At 60.0% G+C, this 13071-nt stretch carries 11 protein-coding genes; 8 read left to right on the plus strand and 3 right to left on the minus strand.

The window, feature by feature from the left end; genetic code table 11:
* Positions 1-74 precede the first annotated feature (74 nt).
* A complete protein-coding gene (locus P2T68_RS01360; protein WP_024072599.1) occupies positions 75-731 on the minus strand; it encodes a tyrosine-protein phosphatase in 657 nt (218 codons plus the stop codon).
* 274 nt (positions 732-1005) lie between these two features.
* Between P2T68_RS01360 and P2T68_RS01365 the strand changes: the two genes are divergently transcribed.
* From P2T68_RS01365 to P2T68_RS01375, 3 genes are read left to right on the plus strand one after another with little or no spacing between them, the layout of a single operon-like run.
* Complete coding sequence (locus tag P2T68_RS01365; protein ID WP_150095261.1) at positions 1006-1758, plus strand: gluconate 2-dehydrogenase subunit 3 family protein; 753 nt, start codon at positions 1006-1008, stop codon at positions 1756-1758.
* Between the two features lie 2 nt (positions 1759-1760).
* On the plus strand, positions 1761-3545 hold the full coding sequence (locus P2T68_RS01370) for a GMC family oxidoreductase (protein WP_277378929.1): 1785 nt from the start codon (positions 1761-1763) through the stop codon (positions 3543-3545).
* A gap of 12 nt (positions 3546-3557) precedes the next feature.
* Positions 3558-4817, plus strand: a complete 1260-nt coding sequence (locus tag P2T68_RS01375) for a cytochrome c (protein ID WP_277378930.1) — start codon at positions 3558-3560, stop codon at positions 4815-4817.
* A gap of 81 nt (positions 4818-4898) precedes the next feature.
* Here the strand turns inward: P2T68_RS01375 and P2T68_RS01380 are convergent, their stop codons facing one another.
* On the minus strand, positions 4899-5156 hold the full coding sequence (locus P2T68_RS01380; RefSeq protein ID WP_024072603.1) for a hypothetical protein: 258 nt from the start codon (positions 5154-5156) through the stop codon (positions 4899-4901).
* A 222-nt stretch (positions 5157-5378) separates the two neighbouring features.
* Here P2T68_RS01380 and P2T68_RS01385 point away from each other — a divergent pair, with 222 nt between their 5' ends.
* The 3 genes from P2T68_RS01385 to P2T68_RS01395 all read left to right on the plus strand — a co-directional run bounded on the left by P2T68_RS01385 (position 5379) and on the right by P2T68_RS01395 (position 9029).
* Complete coding sequence (locus P2T68_RS01385) at positions 5379-6437, plus strand: PA0069 family radical SAM protein (RefSeq protein ID WP_069074955.1); 1059 nt, start codon at positions 5379-5381, stop codon at positions 6435-6437.
* Between the two features lie 227 nt (positions 6438-6664).
* Positions 6665-7396 carry a carbonic anhydrase gene (locus P2T68_RS01390; protein WP_024072605.1) on the plus strand — a complete coding sequence of 244 codons (732 nt, stop codon included), beginning with the start codon at positions 6665-6667 and terminating at the stop codon, positions 7394-7396.
* An 85-nt stretch (positions 7397-7481) separates the two neighbouring features.
* Positions 7482-9029, plus strand: coding sequence for a SulP family inorganic anion transporter (locus P2T68_RS01395; RefSeq protein ID WP_150055494.1), 1548 nt, complete (start codon positions 7482-7484; stop codon positions 9027-9029).
* A 222-nt stretch (positions 9030-9251) separates the two neighbouring features.
* Here P2T68_RS01395 and P2T68_RS01400 read toward each other — a convergent pair whose 3' ends face one another.
* Positions 9252-9899 (minus strand): hypothetical protein, encoded by a 648-nt coding sequence (locus P2T68_RS01400; protein ID WP_069074953.1) that lies wholly within the window; start codon positions 9897-9899, stop codon positions 9252-9254.
* A 368-nt stretch (positions 9900-10267) separates the two neighbouring features.
* On the opposite strand from P2T68_RS01400, the gene coxB reads away from it, so the two are divergent.
* Positions 10268-11395 carry a cytochrome c oxidase subunit II gene (gene coxB, locus P2T68_RS01405; RefSeq protein ID WP_277378931.1) on the plus strand — a complete coding sequence of 376 codons (1128 nt, stop codon included), beginning with the start codon at positions 10268-10270 and terminating at the stop codon, positions 11393-11395.
* Between the two features lie 58 nt (positions 11396-11453).
* Positions 11454-13043, plus strand: coding sequence for a cytochrome c oxidase subunit I (gene ctaD / locus P2T68_RS01410; RefSeq protein ID WP_024072609.1), 1590 nt, complete (start codon positions 11454-11456; stop codon positions 13041-13043).
* The last annotated feature ends 28 nt before the right edge of the window (positions 13044-13071 follow it).

Raw genomic sequence — 13071 nt, forward strand, 5'->3', positions numbered from 1 at the left:
TCGCGAAAAACGCGAGGACGCCGCGGGCATTCAGGATACCCGCGGCGTCGTTGAGGCTCTTCGCGAGCTTGCGCCTACAGTTTTTCCTCTGGCTTGCCGGAGGTCGTAATCCAATCCTTCATCGAACACAGGGCAAAGGCGCTGGTGCTGCAATCGCCCTTCGCCAAGGCTGTGCGCAACTTGTCAATATCGGCTTTCATCATGTAGCGAATGCCATCCTTGAAGCCGTTGCTGGTACCGAACCCGCCCAGGGTCATTTCGTTCAACGCCTCTTCCTTGCTCCATCCCTGAACCACGACGCGATACATCGCCGCCATCAGGCCGGTGCGGTCCGAGCCGTGCTTGCAGTGCATGAGCACCGGGCCATTGGCCTGGGCCTCCTGGATCGCGCGGAGCGCTGCCAGCACGTCGGTGTCATCGACATGGTTGGTGCGATAAGCCAACTGCACCTGCCGGATGCCAGGGGCCTTGAGCCAGCTGGCGTCGGATTCCGGCAGGAAGTTGATCACGGTGCCGATCTTGAGTTTTTCCAGCAGGGGCGCCGCGTTGCTGTCCGGCAGCGCGCTGCGGTAGAGCGTGGGTGTCATCTGGTGCAGGTTGTACTGGTCGCCCACGGGTTGCGCCCACTCCGGCGAACGGATGGACGAGTTTTCATCGGCGTGGGCGTGAGCCGTGGCGAACAAGGCCATGAATGCAAGACCAAGGGCTGGCAGTAATTGTGGCTTGAACATGGGCGACGTGACCGAATGGGGGAAGTAGGTTGATGGCGCCCAGAGTCGATGAACAGGGGTCAACAGGGCGTGAGGCGGCTGTCAAAGAATCGTGAAGCAATGTTCTTTTCTTGATGAACCGATTCTCCTGATCCTTAGCCTGCTATCATTTGTAACTATTGATTGCCGCTGCGTTCTATCTCCTTGGATCGGTTGGATCCAACTTGCTGCCGCTAACTTCAAGCTGCTCCCTAGAAGCCGCTGATAAACCCGTGACCCCATGATGAGGTGCCCCATGTCTGATCAAGATCAAGACAACCCCCGGCGTGACTTCCTGCGCAAATCCTTGACCTTGATCCCGGTGGTCACGGTTGCCAGCACCGGCCTTGGCGGTTCGATGCTGATGGCTACGCCCGAGCCTGCCCAGGCCGCGCCGGCCCAGCCTGCGGCCAGCGGCAAGGCCTATGAGCCGAGCTATTTCACCGCTGAAGAGTGGGCGTTTATCAACGCTGCTGTCGCGCGCCTGATTCCCGCCGATGCACAAGGCCCGGGCGCCCTGGAAGCGGGCGCGCCGGAATACATCGACCGTCAGATGAACACGCCTTACGCCAGCGGCGCACTGTGGTTCATGCAAGGGCCGTTCAACGCCGACGCCGCGCCGGAGATGGGCTGGCAAAGCAAATTGGTGCCCAAAGAGATCTACCGACTGGGTATTGCCGCCACGGATGCCTGGTCGAAAGCGTTCAACGGGAAGGTTTTTGCCGCGCAAGACAGCGCTACCCAGGACGATATGCTCCACCGTCTGGAAGCCGGCGGCAGCGAAGTGACCGCGCATTTCGACGCGGTACCGCCGAAGATGTTTTTCAACCTGCTGCTGCAAAACACCAAGGAAGGGTTCTTCTGCGACCCGATCCACGGCGGCAACAAGGGCATGGTCGGCTGGACCATGATCGGCTTCCCCGGCGCGCGCGCCGACTTCATGGATTGGGTGGAACGCAACGAGCAATACCCCTTCCCGGCTGTTTCCATTCGCGGCGAGAGGGCATAAACGTGGCGACCATCATGAAGAAAGTGGATGCGGTGATCGTCGGCTTCGGCTGGACCGGCGCGATCATGGCCAAGGAGCTGACGGAAGCTGGCCTGAATGTGGTCGCGCTGGAGCGCGGCCCGATGCAGGACACCTATCCGGATGGCAACTATCCCCAGGTCATCGATGAACTGACCTACAGCGTGCGAAAAAAACTCTTCCAGGACATTTCCAAGGAGACGGTGACGATTCGCCATAGCGTGAACGACATCGCCCTGCCCAACCGCCAATTGGGGGCATTCCTGCCGGGCAATGGCGTGGGCGGTGCCGGCCTGCATTGGTCAGGCGTGCATTTTCGCGTCGACCCTATCGAGTTGCGCATGCGCAGCCATTACGAAGAGCGCTATGGGAAGAACTTCATTCCCAAGGACATGACCATCCAAGACTTCGGCGTCAGCTACGAAGAGCTGGAACCGTTCTTCGACTATGCGGAAAAAGTCTTCGGCACCTCTGGCCAGGCCTGGACCGTCAAAGGCCAGTTGGTCGGCGAAGGCCGTGGCGGCAACCCCTACGCGCCCGACCGCTCCAACTCGTTCCCGCTGGAAGCGCAAAAAAATACCGTGTCGGCCCAACTGTTCCAGAAGGCCGCCACCAGCGTAGGTTATAAACCCTACAACCTGCCGTCAGCCAACACTTCGGGGCCCTACACCAACCCCTATGGCGCACAGATGGGCCCGTGCAACTTCTGCGGTTTTTGCAGTGGCTACGTGTGCTACATGTATTCCAAGGCGTCACCGAACGTGAACATCCTGCCGGCACTGCGCCAGGTGCCTAACTTCGAACTGCGGCCCAACTCCCATGTGCTCAAGGTCAACCTCGACAGCACCAAGAGCAAGGCCACCGGCGTGACCTATATCGACGCCCAGGGCCGGGAATGCGAGCAACCGGCGGACCTGGTGATCCTCGGCGCGTTCCAGTTCCACAACGTGCGCCTGATGCTGTTGTCCGGTATCGGCAAGCCCTACGACCCGGTGACCAACGAAGGCGTGGTGGGTCGCAACTTCGCCTATCAGAACATGGCTACCATCAAGGCGTTCTTCGACAAGGACACCCACACCAACAACTTCATCGGGGCTGGTGGCAATGGCGTGGCCATCGACGACTTCAATGCGGACAACTTCGACCACGGGCCTCATGGCTTTGTCGGGGGCTCGCCGATGTGGGTCAACCAGGCCGGCAGCCGACCGATTGCCGGCACCTCCAACCCTCCGGGCACTCCGGCCTGGGGCAGCGCCTGGAAACGCGCTACGGCTGATTACTACACCCACCAGGTGTCGATGGACGCCCATGGCGCCCATCAATCCTATCGGGGGAACTACCTGGATCTGGACCCGGTGTACCGCGATGCCTACGGCCTGCCGCTGCTGCGCATGACGTTCGACTGGCAGGAAAACGACATCAAGATGAACCGCTTCATGGTCGAGAAAATGGGCAAGATTGCCGAAGCGATGAACCCCAAGGCCATTGCCGTGTTGGGCAAGAAGGTCGGGGAGCATTTCAATACCGCGTCGTACCAGACCACCCACCTTAACGGTGGCGCGATCATGGGCACCGACCCGAAAACCAGCGCTTTGAACCGCTACCTGCAGTGCTGGGATGTCCACAGCGTATTTGTCCCGGGTGCGTCCGCGTTCCCCCAAGGCCTGGGTTACAACCCCACAGGCCTGGTGGCAGCGCTGACCTATTGGTCGGCCCGGGCGATCCGCGAGCAGTACCTGAAAAACCCCGGCCCGCTGGTTCAGGCATAAGGAGCGATGACCATGAAAGCACTTGTTATCGCCTCCCTGGCGTTGCTCAGCAGCTGTTCGGTAAGCGCAGCCGAAACCGACCTGACCCAGCAGGGCGAATACCTGGCCCGCGCCGGAGACTGCGTGGCCTGCCACACGGCCAAGGGTGGTAAACCGTTCGCGGGTGGCCTGCCGATGGAGACCCCCATTGGTGTGATCTATTCCACCAACATCACCCCGGACCAGACCGGCCTGGGTGGCTACAGCTTCGAGGACTTCGACAAGGCCGTGCGCCATGGCGTCGCCAAGAGTGGTAGTACGCTTTACCCGGCGATGCCCTACCCGTCTTACGCCCGTGTCAGCGAGAGCGATATGCGGGCGTTGTATGCGTACTTCATGAAAGGCGTGGAGCCCGTCGCGCAGGAGAACAAAGACAGCGACATTCCTTGGCCGCTGAGCATGCGCTGGCCGCTGGCGGCGTGGCGTTGGATGTTCGCGCCTGAGGTGGGGCACGACCAGGCGGCGGGTGCTGACCCGGTGATCAGCCGGGGTGCCTATCTGGTGGAAGGGCTTGGCCACTGCGGCGCGTGCCATACGCCGCGTGCCCTGACCATGCAGGAAAAAGCCCTGAGTGCCACTGACGGCAACGCGTTCCTGTCCGGCAGTGCGCCGCTGGAAGGCTGGATCGCCAAGAGCCTGCGCGGCGACCACAAGGACGGCCTCGGCAGCTGGAGCGAGGCGCAACTGGTGCAATTCCTCAAGACTGGCCGCAGTGATCGCAGCGCCGTGTTTGGTGGCATGAGCGATGTGGTTGTCCACAGCATGCAGTACATGTCGCAAGACGACCTGACTGCTATCGCCCGCTATCTCAAGAGCCTGCCTGCGGTCGATCCCAACGACGCACCGCACCAGTACGACAAGCAGGTGGCTGAAGCGCTATGGAAAGGTGATGACAGCAAGCCGGGCGCGTCGGTGTACATCGACAACTGTGCGGCCTGCCACCGTACCGACGGCCATGGTTATACGCGGGTGTTCCCGGCGCTGGCGGGTAACCCGGTGTTGCAGACGGCGGATGCCACGTCGCTGATCAACATTGTGTTGAACGGTGGGACCTTGCCGGCAACGCACACAGCGCCGTCCACCTTCACCATGCCGGCGTTCGCCTGGAGGCTGTCGGACCAGGAAGTGGCGGATGTGGTCAGTTTCGTGCGGGGTAGCTGGGGTAATAAAGGTGTTGCAACAAGTGCTGCGCAAGTTGCGGAGTTGCGTAAAAAACAGGGCGATAAGAACTAAATAAGTTCGGGTGTCGCGCGCCCAACTTATATAGGGTGATTTATATAAGTTGGGCGTTTTCTATTTCTTGGAACGCTTCGTTTAATTTGACTTTCGCTGGCAGGTCTTCGCGAAGGCATTGGCCATAGTCAGGAAAATTGCCTTGTCTTCGTTATCGAAGTCGCCGTCATTGTCCAGGTCCGTTGGGCTGGAGGTCGTGTCGTAATGCCCATCTTTCTTGGATGAAGAGGCATACATAGCGTACGAAAGATCCCCATTGGTAAAACGCTCGAGTAAGATTTCCGGGCTGTTATCTTTCTCAAAGTCTTCACAAGTCAAACGTATTTCGTCCTGAGACATACTTGGATCCTTTTGGTGTTTATTGAGTTGGGACAGGATCATAAGTGCATGCTGAAAGCTTAATCCATGAACTAAGTGTGGCGATTTGTTACTTGAAAGCTCACATGTAATACCTTGCACTTACACATGTAAGTAAATTGCCTGGCGACTTCCTGCCCAACGGTGCTGGCGCGAAACGCCGGGCTGAAATACTGTATGTAGATACAGTATTGAGGTATGCCCATGAATTCCCCCCTACCGCCCCGTGGCCGGGGCACGGCCACCAACCTGCACAACCGCTTTGCGCCCACCGCCAGCGTGGCCGAGGACGACGGTTGGTACCAGGAAGTGCCGCCGACCCAGGGCACCGAAGTGCGCATCGAGACGGCCAAGACCATCATCACCCGCAACAACTCGCCAGACCTGCCGTTCGATCGCTCGATCAACCCGTATCGTGGCTGCGAGCATGGCTGCATCTACTGCTATGCGCGACCCAGCCATGCCTATTGGGACCTGTCGCCAGGGCTGGATTTCGAGACCAAGCTGATTGCCAAGAGCAACGCGGCCGAGGTGCTGGAGCAGCAACTGTCCAAACCGGGTTACGTATGCGCGCCGATCAACCTGGGCTCCAATACCGATCCATACCAACCCATTGAGCGCGAATACAAGATCACCCGGCAAACCCTTGAAGTGCTGCTGCGTTATCGGCATCCGGTGACCATCATCACCAAGGGCTCGCTGATCCTGCGCGATCTTGACCTGCTGACCGAACTGGCCCGGCAGCGGCTGGTGGCGGTGATGATCAGCCTCACCAGCCTGGATGACGAGCTCAAGCGCATCCTGGAGCCGCGCACGGCAGCGCCCAAGGCGCGGTTGCGGGCGATCCGGGTGATGCGCGAGGCCGGTATCCCGGTGGGGGTGTTGTGCTCGCCGATGATCCCGATGATCAATGACAGCGAGCTCGAAAGCCTGTTGGCCGAGGCCCACGCCGCAGGTGCTCAAAGTGCGGCCTACATGATGTTGCGCTTGCCGTTGGAGGTGGCGCCTTTGTTCGAGGAATGGTTGGCGGCGCATTACCCGCAGCGCGCGGCCCATGTGATGAGCCTGGTGCGCCAAGTGCGCGGCGGCGAGGTGTATGACAGCCGGTTCGGCGTGCGCATGCGGGGCGAGGGGCCGTTCGCCGATCTGCTGGCGCAACGTTTTGCCAAGGCGATCAAGCGCCTGGGCCTCAATCGTCGGGAAGGCTTTAATCTCGATTGCACGGCGTTCTGCCCACCGGGCAGACAAATGGTGTTGTTGTAAAATGATAAAGAAGAATGCACTCTTCCTGTAGGAATAGTCGCGTTTTGACATCACTGAAACCCGCGATCTAGAGCGGTTCATTCAGTTTGAGTTAAGTTTTGGCGGTTACCTTGTTCAGCGAGTGACTGATGAGTCGGCGCCTATCATTGTGGGATTTTTCAACTAATCCACTGAACGCGCGTCGAACTGACCTGACAACTCCCCTGCATTAATCAAGAGGATGAATCATGAGTGACAAGGATAAACAGCCGTTGGCTGCGTCGGCTTCAGCCCCTCAGGTGGCGGAATCCGCCGATGCAGCGCTAAAGCATATCGTTGACGGCTTTTTGCATTTCCATCACGACGTCTTCCCCCAGCAGGAAGAACTCTTCAAGAAACTCGCCACGGCCCAGAGCCCACGGGCGATGTTCATTACCTGCGCCGACTCGCGCATCGTGCCCGAGCTGATCACCCAAAGCTCCCCCGGCGACCTGTTTGTGACCCGTAACGTCGGCAACGTGGTGCCACCCTACGGGCAGATGAACGGCGGCGTTTCCACCGCCATCGAGTACGCGGTGCTTGCCCTGGGCGTGCAGCACATCATCGTATGCGGGCACTCCGACTGTGGCGCGATGCGCGCGGTGCTCAACCCCCAGAGCCTGGAGAAGATGCCGACGGTCAAGGCCTGGCTGCGTCATGCCGAGGTCGCCAAGGCCATGGTCCACGACAACTGCGACTGCGCCAATGAAGGCGAGAGCATGAAAGTGCTGACCGAAGAAAACGTCATCGCCCAGTTGCAACATTTGCGTACTCATCCTTCCGTGGCTTCGCGCATGGCCAATGGTCATTTGTTTATCCATGGCTGGATCTACGACATCGAGACCAGCGAAATCCGGGCCTACGATGCGGAACAGTCGGCATTCCGACCCTTGAACGGCACCGAGCCGATTCCATCCGCGACGCCTAAAGCGCGCTTCTAACACACTTCCCTGCCGGGTAAAGCGGTGGCTGCCATGGATGCAGCCAGGCTTTGCCGCGCCCGGCGAATGCCTCGGGAGAGTCATCATGCGTGCTGCTCAATTGAAAGCTGTATTGCCACGGGAGCTCCTCGCCTCCGTGGTTGTGTTTCTGGTTGCCCTGCCCTTGTGCATGGGGATCGCGATCGCTTCCGGCATGCCACCGGCCAAGGGCCTGATCACCGGGATTATCGGTGGCCTGGTGGTGGGCTGGATGGCGGGGTCACCGCTGCAGGTCAGCGGCCCGGCAGCGGGCTTGGCGGTGCTGGTATTCGAACTGGTGCGCCAGCACGGCATGGCAATGCTTGGGCCGATTCTGTTGCTGGCGGGCTTCCTGCAACTGGTGGCCGGGCGCTTGCGCCTGGGCTGCTGGTTCCGTGTCACGGCGCCGGCGGTGGTCTACGGCATGCTGGCGGGGATCGGTGTGCTGATTGTGCTATCGCAGATTCATGTGATGCTCGATGGCGCGCCCAAGCCCTCGGGGCTGGATAACCTGGTGGGTTTCCCGGCAGCCTTGGGCGAGGCGATTCCAACCCTGGGTGGCGGGCTCGGCTGGCAGGCCGGCCTGCTCGGTTTATCCACCATGCTGGTGATGTACCTGTGGGACAAATTCCGCCCGCAGACGCTGCGGTTTGTGCCGGGGGCCTTGCTGGGCGTGGGGCTGGCCACGGTCGCCAGCCTGGTGCTGGCGTTGCAGGTCAAGCGTGTGGAAGTGCCGGAAAACCTCGCCGACGCCATCGACTGGCTGCGGCCCGGCGACCTGCTGAACCTGGCCGATCCGCAGTTGTTGATTGCTGCGTTCGCCGTTGCGTTTATTGCCAGTGCCGAGACCCTGCTCTCTGCGGCAGCCGTCGACCGCATGCACAGCGGCCAGCGTTCTGACTTCGATAAGGAGCTGTCTGCCCAGGGCGTGGGCAACATGCTCTGTGGCCTGGTCGGCGCCCTGCCGATGACTGGCGTGATCGTGCGCAGTTCGGCGAACGTGCAGGCGGGTGCCACCACACGCCTGTCGGCGATGCTCCATGGCGTATGGCTGCTGGGGTTCGTGTTGCTGCTGTCGAGCGTGCTGCAGAGCATTCCTGTGGCGAGCCTCGCGGGCGTACTGGTGTACACCGGGATCAAGCTGGTGGATATCAAGGCATTTCGGGCTCTGGGGCGTTATGGGCGTATGCCGATGTTTACCTATGCGGCCACGGCGTTGGCGATCATCTTCACCGACCTGCTGACCGGTGTGCTGGTGGGCTTCGGGCTGACGTTGGTCAAGCTGGCATTCAAGGCTTCGCGCCTGAAAATCAGCTTGGTCGACCTGCCCCGGGACGGTGAAATGGAACTGCGCCTGGTGGGGGCGGCGACCTTCCTGAAAGTGCCGGCGTTGACCCAGGTACTGTCGACCGTGCCTGCCGGGACCCTGCTGCATGTGCCGCTGAGTAACCTCAGCTATATCGACCATTCCTGCCTGGAGCTGCTGGAGGAATGGGGACGGGCCAACGCGGCCAAGGGCTCGAAGCTGATGATCGAGGCACGCGGGTTGAAGCGCCGGTTGGAAGGCCGGGTCAGGACGACGACGGGGATAGGTTCGGCGCCATCGATCGGCTGAGGGAACCGGATCAAAACGTGGGAGGGGGCAAGTCCTAATGCCGGTCAGTTAAGGCTTTTTTGTAGGAGCGAGGGGGACGCCTAGTTCTTGCTCGCGAAGAACTCACAGGCGCCGCGTTCATTCAGGCAACACGCGTTATCGTTGACGTTTCTCGCGAGCAAGAACTAGGCGTCCCCCTCGCTCCTACAGAAGGCGATGTACGCTTAACGTCAGCCTGAAACTTTAAGCCGGCTGATCCAACGCCAACTCAACCCCCAGCTTGCGGGACAGGCACGGCCAGCGCTTCCACGCGGCTTCCGTGTACGGGCTTTTCAGCTGTTCGCGATACGCCTCGACTGACTCCAGCGCAAAGCTGTCTTCGTTGAGCATTTCATCCACTGCCAGGTGCACCGCTTCGTCCAGCTGGTTGGCGAATGCTTCGCCGATCAACTGATGGGCAATCACGTTAGCCACGGTGGTATCTGCCGGAATCAGTGGCTGGCCAAAATGCTTGATATACAGATCATTGACTTCTTCAACCAGGCGATGGGCCAGGTAGGCCTCGTCCAACAGGCCGTCGAGTCCTTCATGGCCAGCCAGGATCGCGGGCGGTTGCAGGAAGAATTGTTCGGCGATCTTCAATACTGGCTTGATCTGGCTCTCGATACCGGCTTCGCGGGCCACATCGTTGGCGGCGTCCAGCAAGTCGGGGACAAGTTCGATGTAAGCCGTGACAAAGCGGGTCATGACAATGTTGCGATCGCCGTCAGCCAGGGAGATGGCCGAATGCAGGTGCGGCAATTGTTTTTCCAGCTGCTGGGCAAGCTGGCCAGTGCGGGCTTCATGTTGATGGGCATGGGAAATCTGCTCGCGCAATGCGGCGGTGTTCATGAAAGCTCCAGTGATGCAGGCGTTGGGAATAGGGAGAGCATAAGGTAGCTCGTTTATACGAGATCCTAAGACGCATTTGTCATAATTATTTCATGGTTATGCGTCCACGTTATATCGAATTGCCATCGTTTGTCGGATAAACGATTCCGCCCCCGGTTTTATTGGCTTTGGCGGTTCATTTTCGCTCATTTGCCCCTACACATTGCGGGGTTGCAGACCCTGTCTATACTCGGGTTTGTACGCAATTAGCTGATGACGCCAGACTGCATAAGCAGGTGAGGCTAAGCGGTTGTAAGCAGTATGGAAGCCGCTCCCTTCGACGCAGGTGCAAACCGGCGGGATAACAAGAACGATAAGGGGAACCCGCAATGACGCGACATCCACACGTTTGGATGGGCCTTCTGTTGTGGTCAGTATTCGGTCAGGCGCACGCCGCCTGGACAACGAATATGGCGCCAGGGGCGACTGAAGTCAGTCACGCTGTGTTCGACCTGCACATGACCATTTTCTGGATCTGTGTGGTAATCGGCATTGTTGTGTTTGGCGCAATGTTCTGGTCGATGATCCTCCACCGCCGCTCTACGGGCCAGGTCGCGGCCAAATTCCACGAAAGCACGACCGTGGAAATCCTCTGGACCGTGGTGCCCTTGCTGATCCTGGTGGCCATGGCCATTCCGGCGACCAAGACGCTGATCAACATCTACGACAGCAGTGAATCGGATATCGATATCCAGGTCACTGGCTACCAGTGGAAGTGGCATTACAAATACCTGGGCCAGGACGTGGAGTTCTTCAGCAACCTGGCCACGCCCGCCGAGCAGATCCACAACCAGGCGACCAAGGGCGAACACTACCTGCTGGAGGTCGATCAGCCGTTGGTACTGCCGGTGGGGGCCAAGGTGCGCTTCCTGGTGACGGCCGCCGACGTGATCCATTCCTGGTGGGTGCCGGCCTTTGCGGTCAAGCGCGACGCCATCCCTGGGTTCGTCAACGAGGCCTGGACCCGTATCGAGAAGCCCGGCATCTATCGTGGCCAATGCGCTGAACTGTGCGGCAAGGACCACGGCTTCATGCCGATCGTGGTCGAGGTCAAGTCCAAGGCCGACTACGACACCTGGCTCGGCGAACGCAAGGCCGAAGCCGCCAAGCTCAAGGAGCTGACCTCCAAGGAGTGGACGCTTGAAGAGCTGGTGGCCCGTGGCGATAAGGTCTACCACACCACCTGCGTGGCCTGTCACCAGGCCGAAGGCCAGGGCCTGCCGCCAATGTTCCCGGCGCTCAAGGGCTCGCCGATTGCCACCGGCACCAAGGAAGACCACCTGCACCGCGTCTATTTCGGCAAGTCCGGCACCGCCATGGCGGCGTTCGGCAAGCAACTGTCCGAGGTGGATATCGCTGCGGTTGTGACCTACGAGCGCAACGCCTGGGGTAACAACAAAGGCGACATGGTCACGCCTAAAGACGTGCTGGCCATCAAGCAGGCGGAAAGCAAATGACTTCATTCATTGCATATGCCCCGAACCGCCCCGCCCACTCGCTTGCAGGAGAACGGCCATGAGCGCTGTGATCGATGACCATGGCCACGCCGGTGACCATGCCCACGGCCCCGCCAAGGGTTTGATGCGCTGGGTGCTGACCACCAACCACAAAGATATCGGCACCATGTACCTGTGGTTTGCCTTCACCATGTTCCTGTTGGGCGGCTCGTTCGCCATGGTGATCCGTGCCGAGCTGTTCCAGCCCGGCCTGCAGATCGTGGAGCCTGCGTTCTTCAACCAGATGACCACCATGCACGGCTTGATCATGGTGTTCGGTGCGGTGATGCCGGCGTTTGTCGGCCTGGCCAACTGGATGATCCCGCTGATGATCGGCGCGCCGGACATGGCCCTGCCGCGCATGAACAACTTCAGCTTCTGGCTGCTGCCGGCGGCGTTCCTGCTGCTGGTTTCGACCCTGTTCACTCCGGGCGGTGGGCCAAACTTCGGCTGGACTTTCTACGCCCCGCTGTCCACCACCTACGCGCCAGAAAGCGTGACGTTCTTCATCTTTGCCATCCACTTGATGGGCATCAGTTCGATCATGGGCGCGATCAACGTGGTCGCCACCATCCTCAACCTGCGCGCACCCGGCATGACCCTGATGAAAATGCCGTTGTTCGTCTGGACCTGGCTGATCACCGCCTTCCTGCTGATCGCGGTGATGCCGGTGCTGGCGGGCTGTGTGACCATGATGCTGATGGATATTCACTTCGGCACCAGCTTCTTCAGTGCGGCCGGCGGTGGTGATCCGGTGCTGTTCCAGCATGTGTTCTGGTTCTTCGGCCACCCCGAGGTGTACATCATGATCCTGCCGGCGTTCGGTGCCGTCAGCTCGATCATCCCGACCTTCTCGCGCAAGCCGTTGTTCGGCTACACATCGATGGTGTATGCCACGGCGAGTATCGCGTTCCTGTCGTTTATCGTGTGGGCGCACCATATGTTCGTGGTGGGCATTCCGTTGGTCGGCGAGTTGTTTTTCATGTACGCCACGTTGCTGATTGCCGTGCCCACGGGCGTGAAGGTGTTCAACTGGGTCAGCACCATGTGGCAAGGCTCGCTGACGTTCGAAACACCGATGCTGTTTGCGGTGGCGTTCGTGATCCTGTTCACCATCGGCGGCTTCTCCGGGCTGATGCTGGCGATTGCCCCGGCGGACTTCCAGTACCACGACACCTACTTCGTGGTGGCGCATTTCCATTACGTACTGGTGCCCGGTGCGATCTTCGGCATCTTTGCCTCGGCCTACTACTGGCTGCCGAAATGGACTGGCCACATGTACGACGAAACCCTGGGCAAGCTGCATTTCTGGTTGTCTTTCGTGGGCATGAACATGGCGTTCTTCCCGATGCACTTCGTGGGACTGGCCGGCATGCCGCGCCGGGTGCCGGACTACAACCTGCAATTTGCCGACTTCAACATGGTTTCGTCCATTGGTGCCTTTATGTTCGGCGCCACGCAGATCTTCTTCCTGTTTATCGTGATCAAGTGCATCCGCGGCGGCCCGCCGGCGCCGGCCAAGCCGTGGGATGGCGCCGAAGGCCTGGAGTGGAGCGTGCCCTCGCCCGCGCCGTACCACACCTTCACCACGCCACCGGAGGTCAAATGAACAGGTCCCCGATGATCCCCTGTGGGAG

Source organism: Pseudomonas sp. G11, from assembly GCF_029457515.1.
GTDB lineage: Bacteria > Pseudomonadota > Gammaproteobacteria > Pseudomonadales > Pseudomonadaceae > Aquipseudomonas > Aquipseudomonas gorinensis.

Coding starts and splice junctions, on each gene's coding strand:
- ctaD (WP_024072609.1), top strand. CDS start 11,454: ATGAGCGCTGTGATCGATGACCATGGCCACGCCGGTGACCATGCCCAC.
- P2T68_RS01400 (WP_069074953.1), bottom strand. CDS start 9,899: ATGAACACCGCCGCATTGCGCGAGCAGATTTCCCATGCCCATCAACAT.
- P2T68_RS01365 (WP_150095261.1), top strand. CDS start 1,006: ATGTCTGATCAAGATCAAGACAACCCCCGGCGTGACTTCCTGCGCAAA.
- P2T68_RS01380 (WP_024072603.1), bottom strand. CDS start 5,156: ATGTCTCAGGACGAAATACGTTTGACTTGTGAAGACTTTGAGAAAGAT.
- P2T68_RS01395 (WP_150055494.1), top strand. CDS start 7,482: ATGCGTGCTGCTCAATTGAAAGCTGTATTGCCACGGGAGCTCCTCGCC.
- coxB (WP_277378931.1), top strand. CDS start 10,268: ATGACGCGACATCCACACGTTTGGATGGGCCTTCTGTTGTGGTCAGTA.
- P2T68_RS01385 (WP_069074955.1), top strand. CDS start 5,379: ATGAATTCCCCCCTACCGCCCCGTGGCCGGGGCACGGCCACCAACCTG.
- P2T68_RS01390 (WP_024072605.1), top strand. CDS start 6,665: ATGAGTGACAAGGATAAACAGCCGTTGGCTGCGTCGGCTTCAGCCCCT.
- P2T68_RS01360 (WP_024072599.1), bottom strand. CDS start 731: ATGTTCAAGCCACAATTACTGCCAGCCCTTGGTCTTGCATTCATGGCC.
- P2T68_RS01375 (WP_277378930.1), top strand. CDS start 3,558: ATGAAAGCACTTGTTATCGCCTCCCTGGCGTTGCTCAGCAGCTGTTCG.